Raw genomic sequence first — 23,935 nt, 5'->3', positions numbered from 1 at the left:
GAAAGCACCGGTCTTGAAAACCGGCATACGTTAATAGCGTATCTAGGGTTCAAATCCCTATCTCTCCGCCACTTTTAAAAAAAACCGCTGTTCTTACAGCGGTTTTTTTGTATCTGCTGTTTTTTAACCGCTGTTATCGAAACTTCTAATTGATTTTTCTCTAGCTCTTTCTCCAAGTTTTTGCGTACCTACTTTGGGTTTAGTTTACGCAGTAATACCTTCAATCGAAGACATTTCCATACGTCTCATTTGGGCTTCAAATAGAGCTTTCTTAAGTCTCAACGTGGGATGCTTAAACGCATTTTGATAGAGTTCCAGTCTAAATACTGCGGATGCACTTGGAGAAAAAATGAAGCTACTTTACTGGTTAGATGAATGGCAAGCTCTTACTCAACAAGAACAAGAGATGGCTTTACCTATCTCTGGCTACGATTTACTTGATGATGTGTTTGTGAAGTATGAACTCGTCGATCTTAACAAGCCATTGTTGTTTACATTTTCTCCTTCCGGTACTGATGTGCAGGTACAAGATTTAACTCCGGATTTTTCTCCTTGGGGCTACGAGCTCGGAATACAACAACAAGTAAACATTATTGCCTTTCAACATTTAGGACAAAGTAATTGGTTCCGTAGTCGGAATTTGATTTTCTTTCTGGAGCAGCTATCTGAGTTGCTTCATCCCTTCAAATGTCGTTTGGGTTATGGGCAAAGTCGAGGTGGCTTTGCAATTGGCGCGTTCGCTAACTTGCTGAAACTAGAACATCTTTTGTTGTTTTATCCTGTTAGCACTAAAAATAAAGCGTTAGTGCCTTGGGATGATCGGCCGAGTACTGAGCTTGCTCAGCAGTTTGCTTGGGAAAGCGGCTACCATGATCGAGATTTGGGCAATGCCAAAGGTTATATTATTTATGACCCATCCAATCGCATTGATCGTCTTCATGCTAAACGTTATCCAGAGCTTACCCATTTAAAAGTCGTCGGTATGGGACACGGCACTCAATCCACACAATTAGATAAATTAGAATTTTTTAATCTGGTGGCGCAGGAGTTTGTTCGCCATCAAACCTTAGATATTGACCAATTTAATAAGCAAATTCACGCTTTGTTTTAAAAGAGGACTGATATCAGAGTCCCCTGTAACCAGGGGGAGATGATCACACACTAAAACTAGATTTTTAACACAATTGCTAGGCGCAATTTAGATGGAGGATTAATGAAGTTACTGTACTGGTTGGATGAATGGCTGGCTCTTTCTCGTGAAGAACAGCAAACCAGGCTACCGATGTCCGGGGAGGACTTACTTGATGATGTATTTGTTAAGTATGAGTTTGTCGACCGCAATAAACCGTTGTTGTTCACCTTTTCCCCTGCTGGTACGAATCTACAAGTACAGGACTTACACTCAGACTTTGCGCCTTGGGGCTATCGCTTAGCCCAGAAACAAAAAGTAAATATTATTTCATTTCAGCATCTTGGGAAAAGTAACTGGTTTCGTAGCCGTAATTTAATTTTCTTTCTAGAGCAACTGTCGACTTTACTTGAGCCCTTTGAATGTCGTTTAGGCTATGGACTTAGCCGCGGTGGTTTTGCTATTGGTGCCTTTTCCAATCTATTAAAGTTGGATCAAGTATTGATGTTTCACCCGGTCAGCACAAAAAACAAAGTTTTGGTGCCATGGGATGATAGGCCAAGTACTGAATTAGCCCAACAATTTGATTGGGAAGGAAAGTATCACGACCTTGACCTTGGCGATGCAAAAGGCTACATCATTTATGATCCAACTAATGAAATCGACCGCCTTCACGCCAAACGCTACCCAGAGCTCACTCACTTAAGAGTCTTCGGGATGGGACATGGTACCCACGCGACGTATTTGAATAAATTCGGTTTTTATAAGCAAGTGGCCGTAGACTTTATACGTTATCAGAAGATAGATATAGCGCAGTTTCGTCATCAGACCAAAACGCTGCGCTTAAAAGAAGATTACTATCAGTGCCTTAACAAGGCGAATGCGAGCTCACAGCATCGTTTAAACTTACTGAGTACCGCTCATAATGTACTAATTGAAGAAAAGAAAGAACATGTGAAGGAGCATCAAGCACAAATCGATATTCAGCCACTTGTTGATATTGCACTTAAGCATGAGTATGACAACCCGCAAGATGCAGTACAACTTTTGGAAGTCGCTCAGCAGTTGGTTCCGAATGATCCCGTTGTGGAGCACAAGTTGCAGCAACTGTCGTAACGTTGAGATATAATGCGGACGATATTGGTCGAAATAGGTCAGTGGCTTTTGTCGCTGGCCTTTTTAATAGCTTATGGATTGATATTTCGATGAAATCTAATGAAGCAGTACAAAATAAAAAGCCCAAGCAAATGCTTGGGCTCCATAAATGTTAATGCGAGTTTTAAAACTCTTTTGGCGCAAAGCCTGTCATCACATCAAGGCGAAGTTCTTTACCAACTTTTGTTAATGGGTGAACGATTACTAAGCCGCGTACGCGTTTTTTCAGTTTGCCGATGTCCGCTTGTTCTGCTTTGGTGATTTCACGAGAGAAAGGCATATCAAGTAAGCTTTTACGTTCTTTGTTCAGCTCATAGTTTTGCTTGTGCTTTAACTGGTTAAGCTTTTTGGTAAGCTGTTCTACTTCATCCGTGAACTTTGTAATCATTTCGTGATCACCACGAGAACGTGCCGCATCAAGTTTACGTTGGCATGTATCTAAACGGTTGTGCAGCTTTTGAATATCAGTTTTTATGCTCATGGTAATTTGGCTCAAATTTTAAATAGTCGAGGAGTATAGCATAGCTGAGATCACACGCTCTACTATACTTCTCGATTGTCTGGCTTTAGTTAATCAGTTCATTGCCCGATACGTTACCAGAGAAAAAGGCTTCGACGTTATCAAGCGTCACAGAGGCAATGTTATTAAGTGCTTCGTGAGTCAAGAATGCTTGGTGGCCAGTAAACAGCACGTTATGACAAGCCGATAAACGGCGGAAAACATCATCGACAATGACATCGTTAGATTTATCTTGGAAGAATAAGTCTTTTTCATTGTCATACACGTCTAGGCCAAGCGCACCAATCTTACCTTGTTTCAACGCTTCTATCGCCGCTAGTGAATCTAGCAACTCGCCTCGACTGGTGTTAATGATCATTACACCATCTTTCATTTGCGCGAAGGCTTTTTCGTTCAATAAGTGATAGTTTTCTTCACTCATTGGACAATGGAGAGAGATAATATCCGCATTAGCGTAGATTTCTTCAAGCGAACAGTAACGGGCTCCCATTTCTAGCGCTAATGGGTTTTCGTAGGGGTCGTAGCAAAGCAGTTCCATGCCAAGCCCTTTGAAGATACGCATCGTCGCGATACCAATCTTACCCGTACCAATAACACCAACGGTTTTTCCGAAAAAGTTAAAGCCAACAAGACCCTCTAGCGAGAAGTTGGCGTCACGTGTGCGTTGGTAGGCCTTGTGAAGACGGCGGTTTAGGCACATCATTAAACCAACCGTGTGCTCTGCCACTGCTTCTGGTGAGTAAGCAGGAACTCGAACCACTTGTAAGCCTAGTTCTTTGGCTGCTTGTTGATCAACTTTATCATATCCCGCGCAGCGCATAGCAATAAGCTTGGTCCCGCCCAGAGAAAGCTGTTTAAGGACAGGAGCTGAAAGATCATCATTAACAAACGCACATACGACATCACTGCCGTGCGCCATCTTGGCTGTTTTTTCGGTTAGTCGGAAGTCGTGATAGTGAAATTCAAAATCGCGGTTATTTTTAATTTTATTAAAAGAGGCTTCGTCGTAGGATTTTGCACTAAAAAAAGCAATGTTAATCATGGTTCCCTCTCAAAAAGTGCGGACTTTATAAATAAATATGCTTATAAAGTAATGCAACTTAGCCGCAATGAATAGAGAAATCTTCTCTTTGACTTTTGTTGTATCAAACAACAACAAGAAGTACGCCTTTCAGCGAGTGCTATCTTACGGTTCCGCATTAGATACTGTTTGCTTTACGAGCATTAACTGACTAGCATTATCGCTCTTTTCTTGTTCACTTTATTAGCTTAGGCGTTACGACAATGTCAGTAAAATGGTGCTCTATGTTCTTGTGTTGTGTGTTTGCTTCGGGCACTCACGCAGCTGTTGACCTTGTTAAAGTCGACAAGTCTAAGCGTCGAATGTATTTGATGGAACAAGGAGCAGTGCTAAAAGAATACCGAATTGCTTTAGGAGCGAACCCTCAAGGACATAAACAAGAAGAGGGAGACAATCGCACGCCAGAGGGCGAGTACACTCTAGATTATGTTATAGAGGACTCTGCTTTTTATCGTTCTGTGCATATCAGTTACCCTGATGCGATTGATACGTTGGAAGCGAAGCGCCGAGGGGTGTCCCCTGGAGGGAACATCAAAATTCATGGCTTAAAAAACGGTGAGAGTCAGTTGCCGATTTACATCCAAAGTTTTGATTGGACTAATGGGTGTATTGCGATTACCAACGAGGAGATGGATGAATTTATCCAGCTTGTCGAGATGGGGACACCAATTCAGATTGAGTGGTAATAAAAGGTCCCCTTTAATGTTCTGGCTCTTATAGGCTATGGCATAAAGCGCTGTGGATGATCACTAAAAATACCGTCTAACTGAGGCAGGTATTTCAGTTTATTTGGATTGTTCACCGTATAGCACATCACTTTGTAACCGGCTTGTTGGAGTTTGTTTATCTGGCGAGTACGAACCCAGTTAATGTTTAGGTTGCAGCTATAGGCACTAACTTCTTCCAAAAGGCGTTTATCTTTTCTCGTAAAGAATTCACTTAACACACCCAATCGGTAGCCACTGCAGTATTTGTGCATCGCTCTAATGGCGTCATGACTAAAGCTCGATAGGAGTACATTCTCTTGCGGCATTGGACTTTTTGCTAACGCATTGGCGAGAGTCTGCGCCACTTCTTCCGCTGGATGGTTGTCTACTTTAACTTCGATATTCAAGTTAAGCTTATTCTCAGTAGCTAAAGTGAGCAGTTCATCTAGTGTCACGATCTTCTCGCCTGAAAAGTCTGTGCTAAACCAACTACCGAAATCTAATGCTTTTAACTCTTCCAGGGTGAGCTCATCAACACGGCCTTGTCCATTGCTGCATCGATTGACGGTATGATCATGGCAAACCACTAAAACATTATCTTTGGTAGGCTGTATATCCACTTCCACCCACTTCAACCCCAGGTCAATGGCTGCCTGAATGCTTATTTTTGTATTCTCAGGGTATGAACCTGCCACGCCACGGTGACCAATTAATAACGTTTCCATTCGCTTTATCTTTTGCTTTGCGGTTGCCAGATTGTACTCGTTTTTTCTATGAAGATATATCTAGGTGCATATTGTTAGGAACCTTTAGTAAAAGTGAACATTAAACTCTAATGGCACGTTGCTGCTTCTTGGACTGAGTCCTGTGGACTTAAAGCCTTAGAGTGTGTAGTTGTTTAATTAGTAAATGAGTAATAAAATGCGAACCATTTTTATTTGAATGGTGAGTGGTAATGTCACGAGTTTTGATAGTCGATGATGACGTTCCTTTGTGTGAGCTGTTAGAAGCGGTTTTGCAAGAGGAGGGCTACATCGTCTCTTCTGTGCATTGCGGTGAAAGTGCGCTGCAATATATGGAAAAAACGCCTGTAGATCTTGTATTGCTTGATGTCATGTTACCAAACCTTAACGGCATGCAAGTTGCTCGTAGGATCTGTCAGCGCTTCGCGACACCTATTCTAATGCTTACCGCTCTCAACGATGAAAACTCGATGCTTGATGGTTACCAAGCGGGGGCCGATCAGTATATCGGAAAGCCCTTTAATGTCGCTGAGCTTCTAATGCGCATCAAAGCGATTCTTCGTCGTGTTGGCTTGGAACGTCAACGTCAGACGATGTGTAGTACCGTTCAAACGATCAGCGACCAGCTTAATAGCTTACCCCTCACAAGTACGGAAGCTGAACTATTGAGCTACTTGGTAAAAAACCAAGGAGTCGTGATTTCAAAAGCAGAGCTTCAAACCGAAGTGTTAAAGAAAGAGCTGAGTCCTTTTGATCGCAACCTTGATATGCACATCAGTAACATACGTCGCAAGTTAGTTGAGGCGGGGCTTTCCAAGCAACATATCAAAACCTTCCGTGGCAAAGGTTACAGTTATTTAGAGGCTGTAAACCGTTAATGAAGCTCCGGTGTCCACCTTTTATTGCAAAACGTAAAGATAGCTTAGCGTTCAAGTTATTTAGTTGCATGACCGCAATTGTCATTAGTATTTTGGTCGTGCAATCCTTAGCGGAACAAGCTCTGGTGAAAGCCATGTTGAAAGTGCCCGATAGTGTGCGAGAAGAAATGCTAGACCTTGCACATCAAGCCAATGTATTGATTGAGCACGGAGACATGGACGAACTTGCTGACTGGGCAAATGCGCAAAACTTTTATTTATTTGTGTTGAATGAACATCAGCAACCAGTTACGCACCGTCTGATGCATCCGCACTTCGAGTTCAAACTTCAATTTAAGAGAAGCATTGATGATCAACTTGAGGGGAAAGTGAATCGCCCCATCATCAATATTCCTTTAGTTCATGGCAATACTTTAGTGATTCAATTGCCACATCGACTGCACCCTGCAAATGACTTCATTCTGTATTTCTCTATTCTCAAAGTCGTGATTGCAGTGGTTATTTTGGCGCTCTTTTCGCTGCTAATGGCACGTAACTTACAGCAACCATTGGATCGATTGAGAGAAGCAAGCAAAAAGCTATCTAATGGCGATTTTAATGTCAGTGTCGTGAAAGAGCTGAAGTCGAGCACGCGTGAGTTTAACGAGTTAGCGCAAGACTTCGATCACATGACGCAACAGATTCATTCTCTCGCTGAAAAGCAGCGACTGCTTATAAGAGATGTCTCTCACGAATTGAGAACGCCGTTAGCGAGGCAGAACTTGGTTCTGCATCTTTTGCGAAAGCGTGTTGGAGAAAGTGAGCAAAGCCTAGTGACAAGGCTAGAAGATGAAGCAAAAGAGCTAAACCATTTGATCAGCGATATATTGGAGTTCAGTCGCTTGGAAAATGCGCGCTTCGACAAAGCCACGAAACGCTGTGATTTAGAAGTTTTGCTCTCCCCGCAAGTAGAACGTTGCAAAATAGATTTGAAGTCAGAACAGACGTTGTCTTTCCGCTCAGAAGCTGTATGTGCTAAAGCCATTTGTGAAGAAACGCTGGTCATTCGTTGTTTGAACAATCTTATTGGTAATGCCATTAAATATTCAGGACCAGCATCTCAGATAGAAGTTTCTCTGGAAAATTATGTCAAAGAAGGGCAGCAGTTCACCATCATGTCAGTATCTGATGATGGGCCTGGTATTCCAGATAACAAGCTGGTCGATATTTTTGATCCGTTTACACGCTTAGATGCTTCTAGAGATAAAAAGCTTGGTGGCTACGGTTTAGGTCTTGCGATTGTCAAAGAATCCATGCGTATTATGGGTGGAGCAGTTACGGCGAAAAACCGTGAGCAAGGTGGTCTGAGGGTTACTTTAGTGTTCAAGCAATAAGTATGATTAAGTCGTAATTTTTGTGATTAACATCACATTATCATGGCGCATCATCAGAGAGTACTTTACAAAAGTTTGCAAATGCAAAGAATGTAAATTTAATGCAAATGGTAATACTTATCACTTATATTCACCCGCGAAATAATTAAGAGGGAATCGCATTCAACAAGTATGTGACCCGAAAAATAATAATCGGAGTGAAAGGATATGTTTACTAAGAGCCATTTGGCGTTAGTGATCGGTGCAGTGTTAGCAACACCTGCAGTGGCGGAAGTTCAAACAGACGAACATGTAATTGTAGAAGGTCGAGAGTTCGGCTACAAGGCGGATACAAACAGTACAGCAATGCGCATGGAAATGACGCAGCTGGAAACGCCGGGACAAGTAGCGGTTATCGATGAAACGGTAATTGATGAGCAGCGTGCAAGTACACTTGGTGAAGTGCTACGTAACGATGCAAGTGTTAGCGCGGGTGGTACAAGCCGTAACCGCGAACGTTTCTCTCTACGTGGTTTTGAACTTAGCAGTTCAGACGGTTTTCTTCGTGATGGCCGTCAACACTGGTCACACTACCGTCAGCCAATTGAGCTTTTAGAGCGTGTTGAAGTGCTTAAAGGTCCATCAGGTCTGCTATACGGTAAATCTGAGCCGGGTGGCTTGGTAAACATGGTTTCGAAAAAACCAACAACTCAAACACAAGCAAGTTTGAGCCAAGATCTAGGTTCGAATGATCACTCACGCACTGTGCTTGATGTGAGCGGCGCGCTAAATGATGCAGAGACACTGCGAGCGCGCGCAATTTTTGCCAAAGAAAGCTACGGCTCTTGGCGCAGGTACGGTGATGGCACTGAGCCTAAAACAGATCGTACGGTAGCTGGCCTAGTGGTTGAGTACGATATCACAGACAACTTTATGGTATCGGCTCATTACGATCGCACGAAAGACGATGGTAGCGTGGACTCTGGCGCATACATTGTTGATGGCAAAGCGGTTCGCGGTGATAAGTACATTTGGGATGCGCAGTGGTCTAAAATTGATAACGAAGTAGAAAACTACGGTGTCGATATTAATGCGCAAGTCACGGATAACGTGAACGTAAAAGCAGGTTACAACCGCCAAGACTTTAAGCGTTTTGATGTAGAGTCTTACCCTAAGTTTGATCAGTATGAAGAGTTAAATACGATTAAGCATCGAGGCAACGATCGCTCCGATAATTGGGTATTTGATACTGCATATATAGATGTGACGACGGACTTTACTTTGTTCGGTACGGAAAACACGTTGTTAGTGGGCGCTAACTACTTAGATTACAGTTATGATCGCTTTATGGCATTTCATAATGAGGCGAGTATTGCGCCAGGAGAAACGGTGCCTAAGCCTAGCTATCGTAGTTCGAAGAAATCACCAACTGCTGAGTACGATACTTGGGGTATCTACGCGCAAAATATGATGACGATTAATGATTACTGGCAAGTGCTTGCAGGTGTTCGTTATGACGAAAAGCGTGATGATGAACTGACCGAAAACCAGGTTTCTCCAAAATTTGGTGTCATTTTCCACCCATCGACGAATGGCTCGGTTTACGTTCAGTATTCTGAAAGCTTCATGCCTCAAGGTGAAGTCAGCAACGGTAGTCGTACCTACATCAATGAAGGTGAGAAACTCGACGCTGAGCGTGGTATCTCTTATGAAATCGGTACGAAGTGGGAACTGTTTGATCAGCGTTTATTTGTATCTGGTGCTGTGTTTGATATCACGTTAGAGAACATCTCGCTGGATGTTGAAAGCGGCAAAGACGCGGGCGGCAATCTCCTACACAAGAAAACGCAAGGTGGTGAGCAAGTTCACAAAGGCGCTGAGTTAATGGCTCAAGGTTTTGTGACCCCAGAGTTGTCGCTAACCGCTTCTGCAATGTATTTGGATGCAGAGCTTAAGAAGGCAGAAAGATATGAAGGTAACCGCCCTGTAGACGTGCCAGAGTTCTCGGCAAGTCTATGGTCTAGCTACAAGGTTCAAGACAACACTAACTTAAACCTTGGTTTGATTTATGAAGGTGATCGCTACGGTGATGCACAGAACACCTTCAAGAAAGATGGCTACGCTCGCGTTGATATGGGCGTGTCATACAAACATAAGTACGATGAAAACTTGGATATTATTGCTCGATTCAATGTCGAGAATTTATTCGATACCGACTACTTCGCAGGTGGTGGTAGCACGAATGGCGAGCAAAAAGGTGCGAGTGGGGTTGTGGTTGGAGAAAGCCGCAACTACATGGCAACAATCCAGTTCAAGTACTGATAACAATTTGATTATTAAAGGGGAAGGGTAGTCTTCCCCTTTGGTCGTTTTTGGAACACAGAAATATAACTCGTATGAATCTAATGAAATCAAGTATCGCTCTGTTGATATCATCGGTTTTGATTCCCGCTCACGCGGCGAACTTAAACGATGCACAAGCTGTGCAGAGTAAAACAAACCAGTCGTCGGCGGTAAGCCAAAAACGTATTGATGCAAGCGCAGAAAAATCACTTACTCTAGAAGCTGAAATTGAGCAGCTGCAAGAGGAAGTCGGTAACTTGAAGATTTATCGCGATCATCTTGCAAGCCTTGTTGAAAGTCAAAATCAAGAAGTTGATAGCTTGAACGAGCAAATTGAGCAGATTGCTCAAACTCGTCAAGGTGTCGTGCCTTTGATGTATCACATGCTTGAGGGCTTAAAAGTGCTCGTCGCTAACGACAAGCCTATACGCAAAGCGCAACGTGAGGAGCGAATTGCAAAGCTGGATTCCATGATGACGCGTGCAGACGTTGCGGATGCAGAGAAGTTTCGTCGTATTTTAGAAGCGTACCAAATTGAAATGGATTACGGCACCAAGCTTGGCGTTTACCAAGGCAAGATTAACCTAGGTGACAATGAAGCTGTGGAGGCGGACATTCTCTATTTAGGGCGTTTGTCTTTGGTAGCGCGTAGCTTATCTGGTGACACATTTTGGAGCTGGTCACAGCAACAACAAGCATGGCAACAAGTGGGTTCTGAGCAAAAATCAGAGCTAGATAAAGCGTTCGCTATGGCGAATAAACAGATCGCGCCGAGTATGTTAACTCTGCCAGTGTCGTTAACCGCTGCGGAGGGCAAATAAATGATGAAAAAATGGTTATCGGTTGCACTAATCTCGACAGCCGCATTAATGCCTCATACAACTGTTGCTAGTGATGCGTTGTTACAAAAGGCGCAGCAAGAAAATCGTCAACAGCAATCGCACAATGTCACGCGTGAATCAGGTTTTAAGCAAACAGAGCAAGAGCTACAGGCTATAAAGAATAAATTGGCCGCAGAGCGAGCTGCTCTTCAAGCAGAAGCGGATTCATTAAGTGTTACTTTCGGTGAAAACGAAGCGGAACTGGCGCAGCTAGAAGAAAAGCTACGTCTAGAAACCGGGAGCTTAGGTGAGCTATTTGGCGTCGTTCGCCAGAACGCAAAAGAGCTAGAGTCAGAGCTCAAGAGCTCAGTAACGGGTGTAGATGCAAACTCATATCAGAAAGATATCGATGCTATTGTTGCGGCTAAATCACTGCCAACGTTGACCCAACTTCAGGCGATGTGGCGCAGCATGGAAGAACAAATCAAAGCAAGCGGTGAAATGGCAAACGTCTCTTTCACACTGCTAAATGGCGAAGGTCGTGAACAAACGGTTAATGGTGTTCGTCTTGGTTCTATGGCGCTGCTGGATGAGACTGGCTACGTTAAGTGGAATGGTCAACGCGGAGACGCGGTAAACTATCTTCGTCAGCCTGAGAACGGTCCAACAGCGAATACTATTTCCTCTGGTGACATTGATGCACTTGTCATTGATCCATCACGTGGCATTCTTCTTGAACAGCTTGCAAACTCACCGACTTTGGCTGATCGCCTAAATGCGGGTGGCGTTGTCGGTAAAATAATCCTTGGTTTATTGGCTATCGGCCTATTGATTGCGCTCGTACGTGGTGCATCACTGATGATTTCGCGCCAGAAAATCATGAAGCAACTGAAAACCCCAGCGCAGCCAGGAAACAACCCTTTGGGTCGCGTGCTTGCGGTATACCAGAAAGACAAGCATCGCAGCGTAGAAGCGTTAGAACTACGTCTTTTGGAAGCTGTTGTTGATGAGCAAACCCACCTAGAAAAAGGGTTGTCGATGCTTAAGCTTCTTGCTGCTCTAGCTCCTATGCTTGGCCTACTAGGCACGGTAACGGGTATGATCGAAACCTTCCAAGTCATCACTCAATTTGGTAATGGTGATCCGAAAGTAATGGCGGGTGGTATTTCAATGGCACTTGTGACTACCGTACTTGGCCTTGTTTCAGCCATGCCTTTGCTATTAGCGCACAACGTATTGAGCTCTCAAGCAGAAAATATTCGCAGTATCTTAGAAAAACAAGGCATCGGTTTAGTTGCAGAACAAGCTGAGCGTGATATGCCGAGTAACAAAAGTCACTCTAACACCTTAGCGGAGAACGCAGCGTAATGGAGCAGATCCTACTCAGCACATTGGGTTTGATCAGTGAGGATTGGGCCACAACATTGATGAGCTTTATGCAGCAAGGTGGTCAAATCCTATGGTGGCTGGCCGCCGTCGTGGCGGTGTGCTGGCTGTTGGTTATGGAGCGAGTTATTTATCTCACAACGGTTTTCCCTGGGGTAAAAAAACAGCTTTGTGAGCAGTGGCAAGCAAGATCAGAGCACCACTCTTGGTACGCGCATCAAATCCGTGAAGGATGGATTGCAAAAGCGCAAATCGAACTGCGCCAAAACCTATCGACTATTAAGCTACTTGTGGCGGTTTGCCCAATGCTAGGGTTGTTAGGGACGGTGACAGGCATGATTACGGTGTTTGACGTAATGGCATCGCAAGGCAGCAGCAATCCGAAATTGATGGCTTCTGGTATCTCACTTGCTACGCTGCCAACCATGGCAGGTATGGTAGCAGCGCTTGCGGGCATGTTTATTCATGCTCGCCTTAGCAAAGTGTGTGAACGAAAAGCTATCCAGTTAGAACAATCTTTAAGGAGTCAAAAGTGAGACTCGGACGCAGACCTAACCAACAAGATGAAGCTCAAGTCGATTTAACCTCGATGCTTGATATCGTCTTCATCATGTTGATCTTCTTCATTGTGACCAGTTCGTTTGTACGTGAATCCGGTGTAGAAGTGAATCGCCCTCAGGCTTCTAATGTAGTAAGTCAAAAAGACGCGGGCATTTTTATCGCAGTAACGGCAGCGAATGATGTGTACATCGACAAACGAGTGGTTGATATTGAGCGTGTTGAGGCCTCTATTGAGCATCTGTTACTTGATCAGCCTGATGCCTCGTTAGTTATCCAAGCTGACGAGCATGCTTACAATGGCACTGTCGTGAAAGTGATGGACGCTGCAAAGGCAGCAGGTGTGAAAAACATTGCTTTGGCGGCGGAGAAACCTTAATGGGCAGGCTGTTACTTGCACTACCAGCATCACTGTTAATTTCTGTGAGCTTGTTTAGCTTTATGGCGTGGATGGTTGATAAAGGCAACCAGCGTGCACCAGAAGCTTCAGAAGCCGTTCGTTTTGATATGGTGATGGTAGAGAATGAAGCAGACGTGCAGCGTCGTCAACGTTCAGTGCCGGAGCAACCAGAACCACCTCAAGCGCCGGAGCCAATGGATCTGTCTCAAGCTGACACTCAAATGGAACCAATGAGTCAGATGACGCCAGTCAGTGCTTTAGGTTTAAACACAGCCCTTGAAGGCATCGCGATTAGCGCCCCAAACTTGAAGGGAACAATGGGCAACCAGCAAGCACTGCCGTTGTATCGTGTTGATCCTCGCTATCCAAGTAAGGCGCTGAAACGTAGAGTGGAAGGTTATGTCATTATGCGTTTCACGATCGATGCAACTGGACGACCAAAAGATATTGAAGTGATCGAGGCTGAGCCCGAGCGCATGTTTGAAAGGGAAGCAATCCGTGCGCTTAAAAAATGGAAGTATCAGCCAAAAGTTGAGGATGGTGTGTCAATTGAGCAGTTCGGACAAACCGCTAAAGTGGAGTTCAAGTTAGCCAAATGATGAAAAAATTCTTAATCGGTACGGTATTAAGCCTGAGTGCACTCTCAACCATTGCCAGTGAGTTAAGCCAATACACCGCAGCGAGAGTTCAACGAGCACACAACTTGGCTCAGGAGGAGAAACTAAAAGAAGCGATTTCATCTCTTGAAGCTATGGAGCTTTCTCGTGGATATGACCAAGCTTATGTCGCTCGAATGTTGGGTATTTTTTACTGGCAGAACGAGCAAACTCAAGCGGCGATTAAGCAACTTGAGTTGGCAGTCAATAGTGGTTTGCTACAAGATGAGCAAGCATGGCAAACCCGAAAAATGTTGGCTGATATACTGCTGAACGAGCAACGTTTTTCTAAGGCTTTACCTCATTACTATGCCTTGAGCAAAAACATTCCTAAAGGTCAAAAAGCGCATGAACTATGGCTGCGTATTTCCCAATCTCATTATCAACTGAGTCAGTGGCAAAAAGTGCTTTCAGCAATGGCTCGTTATGAGAAGTTTGGTCAGCCAGACAAGCTTGGCGCGTTGTCGATAAAGCTTTCTGCTGAGCTAGAACTGAAAAAGTGGAAGCCGGCAATCTCGACCATCAAACGCTTAATCGTGATTGAACCTGAACGAATTGAATGGTGGCGTCAGCTTGTTGCTCTATACCTACGGGTTGATGACAACAAACGTGCCCTAGACTCTTTGGCGTTGGCAAAACTGAAAGGGTTACAACTTAGCCAAGATGACTTAAAGCTGCTGGCACAATTGTACGCGAAACGAGGTATTCCTGAGAGAGCTGCGTTGGTGATGAACGAGCTAGAGGATGTAAACTCGAATAGTAAGCTAAAAGCCCAGCAAGCAACGTATTGGCAAATGGCAAAAGAGTGGGAAGAGTCTATTGATAGCTGGCGTATTGCAGCTCAGCTAGATAGGCAGTATTACTGGAACTATTCTCAACTGTTGGTGCAAGAAGGCCATTATAAAGATGCCATTGCCGCGCTCGATAAGGTCAGAGGTCGTAAAGCGGATGTTGCACTTATCAAAACTCGCGCTTACTACAAACTTAAGCGGTTTGACGATGCGCTCGCTAATGCCAAAAGAGCGAATGAGATTAAGCCATCGAATCAGGCAAAAAGTTGGGTTAAGTATCTATCTCAGCTACGCAAAGTAGAATCGACGCAGGACTCATAGCGAACATTTTTATTAAATACCCGAGCTCAGTCTCGGGTATTTTTTTTGTCTAAAGTCATAAAGGCTATTTACTGCATGAGTTTTTCATAAAAGGCTAACGCATCAAATGGTCGGGAGAAAAAGGGGCTTTTCTCTATATATTCTTGATGTACTTTGCTCAGTGTTTCAAACTTTTCTATAGATGTAGGTTCGATATGAAAAGTAAGGCTTTCAGTCGATTCTACAAGCTTTAATGTTGAGGTTCTTGAAGCGTTATTTTTTGCTATTAATAAGTAATATGCTAGTTCTTGTTTCTCTTTTAAGACACAAGCTTCAAAAGCTTTTTCGCTTAAAAACGGCAGAACAGGAGTTAATGCTTCTATATGGTTCTTTGAATACTCTAGGGTTTTTTTGTCAGGCGTATTCTGTTTTGCCATAGACTCACACTGCTTTATCTTAGCACCATAATTATCAATAGATTGGCTTACATTTTTAAATAAACTGTCTTCAAATTTTGCATTTGCTAAAGCGACACTTGAGAAAAATGATAAGAGTATTATTACAGCGTTCTTGTTCATATTTTACATCCATCTGAGATCGCTTTCCAAAATCTATATTGCTTGCTATCGTGTACATGATCAAGTGCTTGGAAAGTGGCGATTTTTTCGATTTCTCTCAGCTTGATCTGATCTAAGGCACTATATGATTTGAAGTAATACTCCCAATTAGCTTGTGATATACTCCAAGCAGTTTGGCTTGCATCAGAAGAAATTCCTCTTCCTAATCCAATGCTAACATTTTTAGCGGTTTCCCATCCTGGTTTGGCGGGAATAGCAGTAATTGCTTTAGATAGGCCACTACTCGCTGTCCCCTTCAGGGAGTTTCCTCCAAAAATACTCCAAAGGTTACCCAAGCTAATAAATACTTTGGCCGATCTCTCTAATTCATGTAATTCATTTATTCTATCGATAGCTTTCAAACTCTTTTCATCAAATACAATACCGATGATCGCAGGACATTTATTCATGTTTTACACCGAAAGTAATTAGGTTAAAAAGAACATAGTAACCTACGTTTATATGAGATCTATGTCATTTTTGCGAATTGAGGAAGTGGTTTAACTTTTAGTTATTTTAATTGAGATGATTATTATCTAAAAGGTAGGCAACCTGTAACTCGCATTGGCCCAAATAGCTAAAACATGCGCAAGCCAAGCTGAATTGAAAAAGTAAACAATGTAAATTAAATGCCAATACGAATGATTATCACCTAAATTATGCCCCACATTTATTGGTGATGATTGTTTCTATGTTGCTTAAAAGCAAAGGTGTTCAAACTTGGGCTCGCCGCCTACATATCTATATTTCGATGGCTCTTCTCTTAGTTACGCTGTTTTTTGCAGTAACTGGTATTACCCTCAATCGCCCCGAATTGTTTGAACGCAGTGAACCTATCATTCAACAACATACTCTGACGGTTCCGCACTCAGTTCTATTCTCACATTCAGATACCTTTCAACCTAATCGTGAAGAACTGGTGGCTTTCTTGACTAAAGAAACCGAGCTTCGCGGCACTCCCTCCGCACTAGATGTGTATACCGAAGTTGAGCAAGGTGAGTTGTTACTCGGAGAGCTGTCTATGGATTTTAAAGGCCCAGGTTATAACGCTACGGTCTTTATTGATATGACTACTGGTGCGGCAGATGTTGAAACGACGCACTACGGTATTGTTGCGCTGCTGAACGATCTACATAAAGGGCGCAACAGTGGTGGGATTTGGAAGTGGTTTATCGACGTCACTGCGCTTTTGATGGTGTTTTTTGTTCTTACAGGCGTGTGCTTGTTACTGCCTAAGAAGAAGACGCTCAGAACGTCTATGCAATGGATGAGCTTTGGTACGTTACTGTCGCTCGTAATTTATTTTGTTGCTGTTCCATAACAGCTTTTTTAGAGAACACTTATGTTGAACACAGGAAGATTTTTCCGCCGTAATCACTTTTGTAAAGCCGCTTTGATCGCGGCTTTTGCTCCTTTCTCTCTTTCCGCGGCGCCTCTACCAGATAACGCGAAGGTCGACTTCGAACTCGAACTTCCAAAGATAGATACCTCAATGTATGCACGCCCTTATGTGGCGGTTTGGGTTGAAAACGATCAGCGTAAACCGGTTAAAACCATTCAGTTATGGGTAGGGAAAGACGAATGGTTAAAAGATCTACGCAGCTGGTGGAGAAAAGCGGGTCGTTATGATCGTGAACTTGTTGATGCGGTGACTTCTGCAACACGTCCTGCTGGTCAATACCGCTTTGTCTGGGATGGAACCAATGACGCAGGGGAGCGTTTGGAACAAGGAAATTACACGTTGTACGTCGAAGTCGTTCGTGAACACGGTGGGCGAAACTACTTACGTCAAAAAATAACGCTAGCGGACAGTGACGTGCGCTATGAGCTTAAACCAACACAAGAGACGGGTGTCATCACCGTCAATTATCAAGTTAAGTGATTAAAGGACACAACAATGAAAACCAAAATGAAAGCAGTGGCATTGGCGAGTGTAATGGCAATGGGATTGGCTGTAACCACCACCGCGCAAGCACATCCACGTTGGGTTCTGCCCTCTCACTTTACGGTTTCTAAAGAAGGCGGTGACTGGCTGACATTTGATGTTACTGCCTCTCACGGAACGTTTGTTTTTGATAAGCCTGCGGGTAGTGATCAGGCATTTGTGGTGATGCCGGATGGCCGCTCTGAGCGTCCTAACTTTGTTGTTCGTGGCAAGCGTCGCTCTATGTTTGATTTCTTTTTTACAGAAGAAGGCACGCACAAAGTTGCGATTAATAATCAGCCGAGCTACTACACACAATACAAAGCGGGCCGTCGTGATACGGTGAAATGGGCGCGAGCAAGCAAAGCTGAGCGTGGTGATGTGCTTCCCGAGCAAGCGCGTGATGTGGTTACTCAACTAAGTTACACCCGAGCAGAAAGCTACATTACGGTTGGTATGCCAACGGACAAAGCGTTGGAGATTGAAGGCAAAATGCTGGAGATGAAACCGATCACGCATCCATCGGACATCATTGAAGGTGAGCCTGTGACGTTCCAGTTTTTCTTTAACGGAGAGCCACAAGAGGGCGTTACTGCTGAGATTACACGTGAAGGTACTATGTACCGAAACCATCAAGAACAAATCGATGTGGTGAGCGATAAAGATGGCAAAGTGATCTTCACGCCAGAAGTCGCCGGGCGCTACTTAATGAAAGCGAACTACAAAGGTGAATTGAAAGATAATCCATTGGCGGATAAAGCGAGTGCCAATGTTCACCTTACGTTTGAAACTCAACTTAACTAATCGAATTAGGCTCAGCAATTGCTGGGCCATTTTGGAATTATCATGAATAACACTTCTCTTCTAAAAGCGGTTTTGCTTTTTTCTGGATTTGCGTCCTTTCACGCTGCTGCACATTTTCCTCTGATGAGCTGTCACTTGGCGCAAGATAAAGTGATTTGTGAAGCGGGCTACTCGGATGGATCGACAGCGGTCGACTACGATGTCGAAATGTACGATTACGACGACAATCTGATCGCCAAAGAAAAAACAGATAAGCGTTCCATCGCAGAATTTACTCACCCTGAAACAGATTTCTATTTGGTATTTGATGCCGGACATGAAAGCCCGGTGGAAGTGGATATCGTTGAGCTGAAAGAGAAATGAGTGTACAGAAAGTTCGCCCTGATGATGGTAACCGAGAAGGAAAGTGGGTCGCACTGACAATCGCAGCAATTCTCAGTTCAGCAGCCATACTTATGCCCTACCATCAGGTCGCGACTGAAAAGCCAGACATGCAGTCTCATCAAGTGTTAATCACGGATTTACATCAAAATGAGTTGGGGTTGATCGCTGAGCTTAAGCTCGCTCATGAAGAGATTCGTGATTTGCAGTTAGATACCGGAACTTGGCCTGAGATCTCTGATATGGAGGTGCTTTGGATTGCTCCGTTCGTGAAAGACCAAAACTGGAAGCGTAAAGGTTCTCATCAGTGGCAACGAATTGATGACGGTGTCTACATTGGCGTGAAGACCAGTGCCCAAGGCTCTGCTTCCATGCTGTTGGATAGCCGCAGTTCTCAAGCTGATATTTGGTTTAATGATTCTAGCCGTTCGTTAAATTTGGAGGGACTAAGCGATCTAGCTAAACGCCACGATTTCGGGTGGAAACAAATCGTTCTGTCAGACTCTTCCTCTCATTCTCACGCCCATTAAGACAACATAATTGATAAGTACTATGATCAAACGCTCTCTTTTACGTCGTATTCTTACAGCCACCGCGTTATTGACGGTGTCTTCTACTGGCTTTGCTGCCGATAAACTCAGTATTGGTATTACGCTTCAACCTTATTACAGCTATGTTAAAGCCGTTGTTGGTGAGAAGGCGGACATCGTTCCTTTGGTTGATGCTGGTTTTAATCCTCACAACTATTTGCCACAACCTAATGATCTTAAGCGCTTAAATGAAATGGACGTAATAGTGATCAATGGTATTGGTCATGACGATTTTGCACTGAAAGTGATCAAGGCTTCTCAGCGTGATGATCTCGTGGTTATAGAAGCGAACAAAGAAGTGCCTTTATTGCCCGCTATGGGGCAGTCTGTTGGTCAAGGAGCAGTGAACCCTCACACCTTTGTCGGTCTATCAACAACCATTCAAAAGGTTTACACCATCGCGAGTGAGCTAAGCCAATTGGACCCAGACAATGCTACGTTCTATCGCCAAAATGCTCGTAAATACGCGAAAACATTTCGCCTGATGAAGCGTGATGCAATGTTGTCTCTTGGTGAGTTGGACACGGCTGGTATGAAGGTGGCGACAACCCACAATGCTTACGGATATATCCTTCAGGAGTTTGGTGTTGACGTTGCCGCTGTCATTGAGCCTGCTCATGGTGTAGAACCAAGTGCAAGTCAGCTACAGGAAACGATAGAGAAAATTCGTGAATCGGGCATTGATGTTCTGTTTTATGAGCTCAATATGCCGAATCGCTTTGTTGATACCATCGAAGAGGCGACCGGGGTGCAGCTTTATCGCTTTTCTCACATGACTCACGGTGAGTATGAGGCTGATAAAGTCGAGGTTGAGATGCGAGATAATGTGGAAACACTAATCGAAGCCATGAAATTTGTGGCGAGTAAGCGAGCAGGGGAAAAGGCGTAATGACTGGACCTTCCGTTTCCTTAAGTAACGTGGGCCTAAAATACGCCGACAATATCATTTTGCAGAACATCAGCGCCGAATTCGAGAACGCGAAATGTCACGTGATTATGGGACCGAATGGTGGTGGGAAAACTTCTTTGCTTCGTTCGGTACTTGGACTTACGCCATTTTCGGGAAACATTGCACTCAATTGGCCAGAACCATCAGCTGCATCGGGGAAGATAGGGTATGTGCCACAAAAAGCGATGTTTGAAGCAAGCCTCCCGTTAACCGTGATGGATTTTGTACTGCTTAACCAAACTCGTATCCCTCTATTTTGGCGACGTAAAACGAAACAAACTCAACATGCCCTGACCCAGCTGGATCGCGTGGGTATGGCAACGCGTAGCGACCGTCGTATGGGGCAACTCTCTGGCGGTGAGCAACAGCGTGTTTTGTTTGCGCAAGCTTTACTGGATGAGCCCAATTTATTGGTTTTAGACGAACCTACAACTGGCATGGATGAGCAAGGTGTTCGATATCTTGAAGGTTTGATTCATGAAGTCGTTGGAGAAGGCAAAACGGTACTGGCAGTACACCATGACGTGACCGCAGTGCGCCGTTTAGATGCGCAGGTCCATGTCGTAAATCGTCAAATTGTGGCGTCAGGGCACCATTCAGATGTGCTAAGTCCTGATCGTATAGAAACATTATTCAAGCACTACACAGCAAAAGTGGAGGCTGCATAATGGATTGGTTGCGAGAGTTAGCGGTTAGCGGCGTTGAAGCTGGATGGTTAAGCGATAGCTTTTCTTATGCTTTCATGGTGAACGCAATTGTAGCAGCGCTGATATTAGGACCATTACTTGGTGGTCTTGGGACATTAGTCATCGCCAAGCGACTGGCTTTTTTCTCTGAAGCGGTTGGGCACGCTGCGCTTACCGGAATCGCGATTGGTGTGTTGCTCGGTGAGCCGCCAGAGAATCCGATCATCGGATTGTTTAGCTTTTGTATGATTTTTGCGCTGTTGCTTCACTTTGTTCGTAATCGTACGAATGTACCTTACGACACACTGGTTGGGGTTTTTCTTGCACTAGCGTTAGCGGTTGGTGCTGCGCTGTTAATGTACGTTGCTCGCAAGATCAACATTCACATGTTGGAGAACGTGTTGTTTGGCTCGATCTTGACTGTGACGGACAACGGTATCCTTATTTTAGCGATCAGTTGTTTGATCATATTACTGCTTCTTATTCCAACGTTTAACCGCATTTTGCTAACTTGTATCAGCCCGGATATTGCACGTGTACGCGGCTTTAATACCAGCTTTTATGATTACTTGTTTGTCATGATGATCACCTTGGTCACCATCGCCGCGGTAAAGATTATTGGCGCGGTATTGGTTGGTGCATTGCTACTGATTCCTGGTGCAACGGCTAGGTTATTGACTAAACGCATGGGCAGTTTTGTTCTCCTTTCTTCTTTATTGGCAACCATTGCGTGTTTAATAGGAACCATACTGCCGATGGAGCTTGAGCTAACAGTGCCATCAGGCGCATCCATCATCATTGTTTCTGCGGCATTTTTCCTAACAGCAACGGTTTACCGAATTATCCAAAAAGCGTAACCCTTTTTATAAAGTAATGAACATGAAGATAAAAAAATTAGCGATAACTTTTGGTTTGGTTATAGCGACAACACTTCCATCGTTGGCAAGCGCCAAAGACATTTTAACCAGCACTCCCGTCACGTACATGTTGTCTGAGCAACTCATGAAAGGTACAGGGATAGAGACTCAGTATCTGCCTCCAAAGCGTTACGGCGTTGAGCGTCTTGAGAACTGGTTCGCAAATAAAGGTACAGAGCAAGTTAAGCAAGCGGGTCAAGCCGCGACGGTTGCTATTACTCTTGGTGCGATTTGGAAACAAGACCCGACTTATGTTTACGCTCGACAGGGCAACATTCACTTGATTGAAATCGATGCATCGCAGGCCATTTCTCCTAGAGCTCAAGGAGTTGCAGTTCTGACATTGGAAAACGGGTCAACATCGAAGTACGCATGGCTGAACCCTACAAACTTAATCCGAATGGCGGGCATTGTTGGAGAGGATCTACAACGTGTATATCCTGAACACCAAAAGGCGATTCAAACGAATCAACAGGCTCTTATGCTAAATGTGCGTGAACTGATCAACCAACAACAGGCTGAGATCTTCGATAAAGGCATCGATTCAGTGGTGCTGATGAGTGAGTCATTAGAGGACTTTGCCTCTGGCAACCAATTGTTTGTGGTTGGGCGCGAATTTAAGCCGGAACTTGAGTGGACAGAAGAAGACAAATTATCTTTAAAAGCTCAGCTTGAACAAGATAAAACGCTATGGTTAGTGACGGATAAACGACCGTCGAAAACCTTGACATCGCTTATTAAACCGAGCCGCATACTGCAAATTGATGTTATTGACCGCTGGGGCAGTAACGGTATCAAAACTGAGAAGCCACTCGCACGTTGGGAGATGTGACACGTAAAAAGCCACAGATTTTATGATGGGGAATGAAAAGTTCCCTATTTTTTTGTGATTAAGTTCAAAATGTGAGCACTGATACCACTGGTTGCATAAGAAAGTGTTTGTTTCATTTCTATTTCATTACTACTTTGTTATGTGTTCGTTGCGATTGATTCGGATTTAATCTGTTTCTAAGCGAACCGGTACAAACAACTATACGGATGTTAACAATGAAAATGAAAACTCTAGCCGTTGCAGTGGCGGCACTAGCATGTGGTTCACAGGCCTTCGCAGCAGAAGTTTACAACAGCGATGGTACATCTTTATCGATCGGCGGTCACGTTTCAGTTGGCGTGGGTGAGTATTTCGAAGAAGAAGTAAAAGTTCACCAAGTGTCTCCACGTATCAATGTTGCGGGCAAGAAAGACATTGGCAACGGTATCACTATCGACGCTAAAGGCGAATGGGCACTTAACTACCTAAATGGTGGTAGCCAGTCGTTTTCAACTCGTTTGGGCTACATCGGCGCGACCCACCAGCAGTTTGGCCGTTTAGTGGGAGGTACACAGTGGTCTCCGTACTACGATGTCGCTGGCGTTGCGGATCTACCAATCGCGTTCGCGAACGACTTTTTGTACGACAATCACAACAATCTAGGTACTGGTCGTGCTGAAAAAATGATCAGCTACCGTAAAAGCTTTGAGTTTGGCGAAGGTTTTGCTTTCAACCTAGGTCTTGGTTGGCAAGGTGAAAATGATGATAGAGGCCTATCATTACAACAAAACCCTAACACAGGTCTTCCAGAATACGTTTCTAAAGGCAGCAAGTATGACCAACGTGGTCAAATCGCACTGAGCGGCTCTGTTGCGGGCTTTGGTCTAGGCTACGTATACAGCGGCGGTGATGTTGAGAATTCTGGTCTAGGTACTAAAACTGCTGAATCACACCTTGTTTCTGTAAATTACGGTGAGTATGGCTCTGGTCTGTACGCAGCTGTTGTATACGGCATGAACGAATACTTCTACGAGATGCGTGAAGAAACTACTCAGATTGAGGGCCTACTAGCGTACGGAGTCAACAATTGGACGTTCAGCGTTAACTACGAAGGTGTAGAAGACGACAAAGACAACAAGACAGTTTCAAGCGAAACTGCGCTACAAGCAGAGTACGCAGTAACTCCTGCATTCGTTACTTTCGCTGGTTACCAGTTTGACCTAGGTAACGACTACAACAATGAAGAGAACGACTACTGGACTCTAGGTGCTCGTTACTACTTCTAATAAATAGGCCAGTTTCTACTGCCTAAACACATTTATTGTGTTAACGCCTACTCGTTGTGAGTAGGCGTTTTTCTTTCTGCTTTCCTTTGGCTATAAGAGACGCTAGTCATTCTGTGCTTAGGTAACCCCACTCTTTGTTTAGAGAGTGCG

At 44.1% G+C, this 23,935-nt stretch carries 27 protein-coding genes; 22 read left to right on the top strand and 5 right to left on the bottom strand.

The annotated features are described in order from the left end of the window. The first annotated feature begins 349 nt into the window (after positions 1-349). Entirely contained in the window at positions 350-1,111 is a 762-nt protein-coding gene (locus R8N47_RS10455) for a hypothetical protein (protein WP_064354473.1), read from the top strand. Between the two features lie 102 nt (positions 1,112-1,213). Then, positions 1,214-2,245, top strand: a complete 1,032-nt coding sequence (locus R8N47_RS10450) for a hypothetical protein (RefSeq protein ID WP_005374275.1) — start codon at positions 1,214-1,216, stop codon at positions 2,243-2,245. Between the two features lie 163 nt (positions 2,246-2,408). Here the strand turns inward: R8N47_RS10450 and R8N47_RS10445 are convergent, their stop codons facing one another. Both R8N47_RS10445 and R8N47_RS10440 read right to left on the bottom strand, forming a co-directional pair. Next, positions 2,409-2,765 carry a YibL family ribosome-associated protein gene (locus tag R8N47_RS10445; RefSeq protein WP_005374274.1) on the bottom strand — a complete coding sequence of 119 codons (357 nt, stop codon included), beginning with the start codon at positions 2,763-2,765 and terminating at the stop codon, positions 2,409-2,411. A gap of 85 nt (positions 2,766-2,850) precedes the next feature. Next, entirely contained in the window at positions 2,851-3,846 is a 996-nt protein-coding gene (locus R8N47_RS10440) for a 2-hydroxyacid dehydrogenase (protein WP_054579202.1), read from the bottom strand. Positions 3,847-4,088: 242 nt separating this feature from the next. Between R8N47_RS10440 and R8N47_RS10435 the strand changes: the two genes are divergently transcribed. After that, a complete protein-coding gene (locus R8N47_RS10435) occupies positions 4,089-4,571 on the top strand; it encodes a L,D-transpeptidase family protein (RefSeq protein ID WP_017819702.1) in 483 nt (160 codons plus the stop codon). Between the two features lie 35 nt (positions 4,572-4,606). Here the strand turns inward: R8N47_RS10435 and R8N47_RS10430 are convergent, their stop codons facing one another. Next, complete coding sequence (locus tag R8N47_RS10430) at positions 4,607-5,317, bottom strand: glycerophosphodiester phosphodiesterase family protein (RefSeq protein ID WP_033906223.1); 711 nt, start codon at positions 5,315-5,317, stop codon at positions 4,607-4,609. 230 nt (positions 5,318-5,547) lie between these two features. On the opposite strand from R8N47_RS10430, the gene R8N47_RS10425 reads away from it, so the two are divergent. The 9 genes from R8N47_RS10425 to R8N47_RS10385 all read left to right on the top strand — a co-directional run bounded on the left by R8N47_RS10425 (position 5,548) and on the right by R8N47_RS10385 (position 14,841). Beyond that, entirely contained in the window at positions 5,548-6,213 is a 666-nt protein-coding gene (locus R8N47_RS10425) for a response regulator transcription factor (RefSeq protein WP_005386018.1), read from the top strand. Beyond that, a complete protein-coding gene (locus tag R8N47_RS10420; protein ID WP_033906224.1) occupies positions 6,213-7,586 on the top strand; it encodes a sensor histidine kinase in 1,374 nt (457 codons plus the stop codon). Before R8N47_RS10425 ends, R8N47_RS10420 begins: the two co-directional genes overlap by 1 nt. Positions 7,587-7,793: 207 nt before the next feature. Continuing rightward, positions 7,794-9,887, top strand: a complete 2,094-nt coding sequence (locus R8N47_RS10415) for a TonB-dependent siderophore receptor (protein WP_318070286.1) — start codon at positions 7,794-7,796, stop codon at positions 9,885-9,887. 74 nt (positions 9,888-9,961) lie between these two features. Further along, on the top strand, positions 9,962-10,729 hold the full coding sequence (locus R8N47_RS10410; RefSeq protein WP_005374260.1) for a DUF3450 domain-containing protein: 768 nt from the start codon (positions 9,962-9,964) through the stop codon (positions 10,727-10,729). After that, a complete protein-coding gene (locus tag R8N47_RS10405; protein WP_054574484.1) occupies positions 10,730-12,097 on the top strand; it encodes a MotA/TolQ/ExbB proton channel family protein in 1,368 nt (455 codons plus the stop codon). Beyond that, positions 12,097-12,651 carry a MotA/TolQ/ExbB proton channel family protein gene (locus R8N47_RS10400; protein ID WP_017635540.1) on the top strand — a complete coding sequence of 185 codons (555 nt, stop codon included), beginning with the start codon at positions 12,097-12,099 and terminating at the stop codon, positions 12,649-12,651. Before R8N47_RS10405 ends, R8N47_RS10400 begins: the two co-directional genes overlap by 1 nt. Next, the gene (locus tag R8N47_RS10395) at positions 12,648-13,052 is read left to right on the top strand and encodes an ExbD/TolR family protein (RefSeq protein WP_005374257.1); all 405 of its coding nucleotides are present in this window, start codon (positions 12,648-12,650) and stop codon (positions 13,050-13,052) included. The genes R8N47_RS10400 and R8N47_RS10395 overlap by 4 nt, the downstream gene beginning before the upstream one ends. Beyond that, positions 13,052-13,672 (top strand): energy transducer TonB, encoded by a 621-nt coding sequence (locus R8N47_RS10390; protein ID WP_005374256.1) that lies wholly within the window; start codon positions 13,052-13,054, stop codon positions 13,670-13,672. The genes R8N47_RS10395 and R8N47_RS10390 overlap by 1 nt, the downstream gene beginning before the upstream one ends. After that, on the top strand, positions 13,669-14,841 hold the full coding sequence (locus R8N47_RS10385) for a tetratricopeptide repeat protein (protein ID WP_033906228.1): 1,173 nt from the start codon (positions 13,669-13,671) through the stop codon (positions 14,839-14,841). The genes R8N47_RS10390 and R8N47_RS10385 overlap by 4 nt, the downstream gene beginning before the upstream one ends. A 68-nt stretch (positions 14,842-14,909) precedes the next feature. Here R8N47_RS10385 and R8N47_RS10380 read toward each other — a convergent pair whose 3' ends face one another. Together R8N47_RS10380 and R8N47_RS10375 are read right to left on the bottom strand one after the other, a co-directional pair. Beyond that, positions 14,910-15,398, bottom strand: coding sequence for a hypothetical protein (locus tag R8N47_RS10380; protein WP_064354474.1), 489 nt, complete (start codon positions 15,396-15,398; stop codon positions 14,910-14,912). After that, positions 15,395-15,847: a hypothetical protein gene (locus R8N47_RS10375; RefSeq protein ID WP_033906230.1), complete on the bottom strand. Its 453-nt coding sequence runs from the start codon at positions 15,845-15,847 to the stop codon at positions 15,395-15,397. Before R8N47_RS10375 ends, R8N47_RS10380 begins: the two co-directional genes overlap by 4 nt. 281 nt (positions 15,848-16,128) lie before the next feature. Here R8N47_RS10375 and R8N47_RS10370 point away from each other — a divergent pair, with 281 nt between their 5' ends. From R8N47_RS10370 to R8N47_RS10325, 10 genes are all read left to right on the top strand, one after another. Continuing rightward, entirely contained in the window at positions 16,129-16,758 is a 630-nt protein-coding gene (locus R8N47_RS10370; protein WP_021035904.1) for a PepSY-associated TM helix domain-containing protein, read from the top strand. Between the two features lie 21 nt (positions 16,759-16,779). Beyond that, positions 16,780-17,319, top strand: a complete 540-nt coding sequence (locus tag R8N47_RS10365) for a DUF2271 domain-containing protein (protein WP_033906231.1) — start codon at positions 16,780-16,782, stop codon at positions 17,317-17,319. Between the two features lie 15 nt (positions 17,320-17,334). After that, a complete protein-coding gene (locus tag R8N47_RS10360) occupies positions 17,335-18,165 on the top strand; it encodes a DUF4198 domain-containing protein (protein ID WP_025768070.1) in 831 nt (276 codons plus the stop codon). 42 nt (positions 18,166-18,207) lie between these two features. Then, positions 18,208-18,528: a hypothetical protein gene (locus tag R8N47_RS10355; RefSeq protein WP_005374251.1), complete on the top strand. Its 321-nt coding sequence runs from the start codon at positions 18,208-18,210 to the stop codon at positions 18,526-18,528. Then, on the top strand, positions 18,525-19,076 hold the full coding sequence (locus R8N47_RS10350) for a DUF6162 family protein (protein WP_064354475.1): 552 nt from the start codon (positions 18,525-18,527) through the stop codon (positions 19,074-19,076). Before R8N47_RS10355 ends, R8N47_RS10350 begins: the two co-directional genes overlap by 4 nt. A gap of 22 nt (positions 19,077-19,098) precedes the next feature. Continuing rightward, complete coding sequence (locus tag R8N47_RS10345) at positions 19,099-20,025, top strand: metal ABC transporter solute-binding protein, Zn/Mn family (RefSeq protein WP_005374249.1); 927 nt, start codon at positions 19,099-19,101, stop codon at positions 20,023-20,025. Beyond that, a complete protein-coding gene (locus tag R8N47_RS10340) occupies positions 20,025-20,753 on the top strand; it encodes a metal ABC transporter ATP-binding protein (protein ID WP_064354476.1) in 729 nt (242 codons plus the stop codon). The genes R8N47_RS10345 and R8N47_RS10340 overlap by 1 nt, the downstream gene beginning before the upstream one ends. Next, the gene (locus tag R8N47_RS10335; RefSeq protein ID WP_213913803.1) at positions 20,753-21,628 is read left to right on the top strand and encodes a metal ABC transporter permease; all 876 of its coding nucleotides are present in this window, start codon (positions 20,753-20,755) and stop codon (positions 21,626-21,628) included. Before R8N47_RS10340 ends, R8N47_RS10335 begins: the two co-directional genes overlap by 1 nt. A 22-nt stretch (positions 21,629-21,650) precedes the next feature. Further along, on the top strand, positions 21,651-22,520 hold the full coding sequence (locus R8N47_RS10330; protein WP_064354477.1) for a metal ABC transporter solute-binding protein, Zn/Mn family: 870 nt from the start codon (positions 21,651-21,653) through the stop codon (positions 22,518-22,520). Between the two features lie 215 nt (positions 22,521-22,735). Then, a complete protein-coding gene (locus R8N47_RS10325) occupies positions 22,736-23,785 on the top strand; it encodes a porin (RefSeq protein ID WP_005374238.1) in 1,050 nt (349 codons plus the stop codon). Positions 23,786-23,935 lie beyond the last annotated feature (150 nt).

This window comes from Vibrio sp. 2132-1, assembly GCF_033344315.1.
This window is presented reverse-complemented; position numbering and strand designations above follow the sequence as displayed.

Excerpts from the sequence above, each read along its gene's own strand:
- R8N47_RS10455 (WP_064354473.1), top strand. The coding sequence starts at position 350 with ATGAAGCTACTTTACTGGTTAGATGAATGGCAAGCTCTTACTCAACAA.
- R8N47_RS10450 (WP_005374275.1), top strand. The coding sequence starts at position 1,214 with ATGAAGTTACTGTACTGGTTGGATGAATGGCTGGCTCTTTCTCGTGAA.
- R8N47_RS10445 (WP_005374274.1), bottom strand. The coding sequence starts at position 2,765 with ATGAGCATAAAAACTGATATTCAAAAGCTGCACAACCGTTTAGATACA.
- R8N47_RS10440 (WP_054579202.1), bottom strand. The coding sequence starts at position 3,846 with ATGATTAACATTGCTTTTTTTAGTGCAAAATCCTACGACGAAGCCTCT.
- R8N47_RS10435 (WP_017819702.1), top strand. The coding sequence starts at position 4,089 with ATGTCAGTAAAATGGTGCTCTATGTTCTTGTGTTGTGTGTTTGCTTCG.
- R8N47_RS10430 (WP_033906223.1), bottom strand. The coding sequence starts at position 5,317 with ATGGAAACGTTATTAATTGGTCACCGTGGCGTGGCAGGTTCATACCCT.
- R8N47_RS10425 (WP_005386018.1), top strand. The coding sequence starts at position 5,548 with ATGTCACGAGTTTTGATAGTCGATGATGACGTTCCTTTGTGTGAGCTG.
- R8N47_RS10420 (WP_033906224.1), top strand. The coding sequence starts at position 6,213 with ATGAAGCTCCGGTGTCCACCTTTTATTGCAAAACGTAAAGATAGCTTA.
- R8N47_RS10415 (WP_318070286.1), top strand. The coding sequence starts at position 7,794 with ATGTTTACTAAGAGCCATTTGGCGTTAGTGATCGGTGCAGTGTTAGCA.
- R8N47_RS10410 (WP_005374260.1), top strand. The coding sequence starts at position 9,962 with ATGAATCTAATGAAATCAAGTATCGCTCTGTTGATATCATCGGTTTTG.
- R8N47_RS10405 (WP_054574484.1), top strand. The coding sequence starts at position 10,730 with ATGATGAAAAAATGGTTATCGGTTGCACTAATCTCGACAGCCGCATTA.
- R8N47_RS10400 (WP_017635540.1), top strand. The coding sequence starts at position 12,097 with ATGGAGCAGATCCTACTCAGCACATTGGGTTTGATCAGTGAGGATTGG.
- R8N47_RS10390 (WP_005374256.1), top strand. The coding sequence starts at position 13,052 with ATGGGCAGGCTGTTACTTGCACTACCAGCATCACTGTTAATTTCTGTG.
- R8N47_RS10385 (WP_033906228.1), top strand. The coding sequence starts at position 13,669 with ATGATGAAAAAATTCTTAATCGGTACGGTATTAAGCCTGAGTGCACTC.
- R8N47_RS10380 (WP_064354474.1), bottom strand. The coding sequence starts at position 15,398 with ATGAACAAGAACGCTGTAATAATACTCTTATCATTTTTCTCAAGTGTC.
- R8N47_RS10375 (WP_033906230.1), bottom strand. The coding sequence starts at position 15,847 with ATGAATAAATGTCCTGCGATCATCGGTATTGTATTTGATGAAAAGAGT.
- R8N47_RS10370 (WP_021035904.1), top strand. The coding sequence starts at position 16,129 with ATGTTGCTTAAAAGCAAAGGTGTTCAAACTTGGGCTCGCCGCCTACAT.
- R8N47_RS10365 (WP_033906231.1), top strand. The coding sequence starts at position 16,780 with ATGTTGAACACAGGAAGATTTTTCCGCCGTAATCACTTTTGTAAAGCC.
- R8N47_RS10360 (WP_025768070.1), top strand. The coding sequence starts at position 17,335 with ATGAAAACCAAAATGAAAGCAGTGGCATTGGCGAGTGTAATGGCAATG.
- R8N47_RS10355 (WP_005374251.1), top strand. The coding sequence starts at position 18,208 with ATGAATAACACTTCTCTTCTAAAAGCGGTTTTGCTTTTTTCTGGATTT.
- R8N47_RS10350 (WP_064354475.1), top strand. The coding sequence starts at position 18,525 with ATGAGTGTACAGAAAGTTCGCCCTGATGATGGTAACCGAGAAGGAAAG.
- R8N47_RS10345 (WP_005374249.1), top strand. The coding sequence starts at position 19,099 with ATGATCAAACGCTCTCTTTTACGTCGTATTCTTACAGCCACCGCGTTA.
- R8N47_RS10340 (WP_064354476.1), top strand. The coding sequence starts at position 20,025 with ATGACTGGACCTTCCGTTTCCTTAAGTAACGTGGGCCTAAAATACGCC.
- R8N47_RS10335 (WP_213913803.1), top strand. The coding sequence starts at position 20,753 with ATGGATTGGTTGCGAGAGTTAGCGGTTAGCGGCGTTGAAGCTGGATGG.
- R8N47_RS10330 (WP_064354477.1), top strand. The coding sequence starts at position 21,651 with ATGAAGATAAAAAAATTAGCGATAACTTTTGGTTTGGTTATAGCGACA.
- R8N47_RS10325 (WP_005374238.1), top strand. The coding sequence starts at position 22,736 with ATGAAAATGAAAACTCTAGCCGTTGCAGTGGCGGCACTAGCATGTGGT.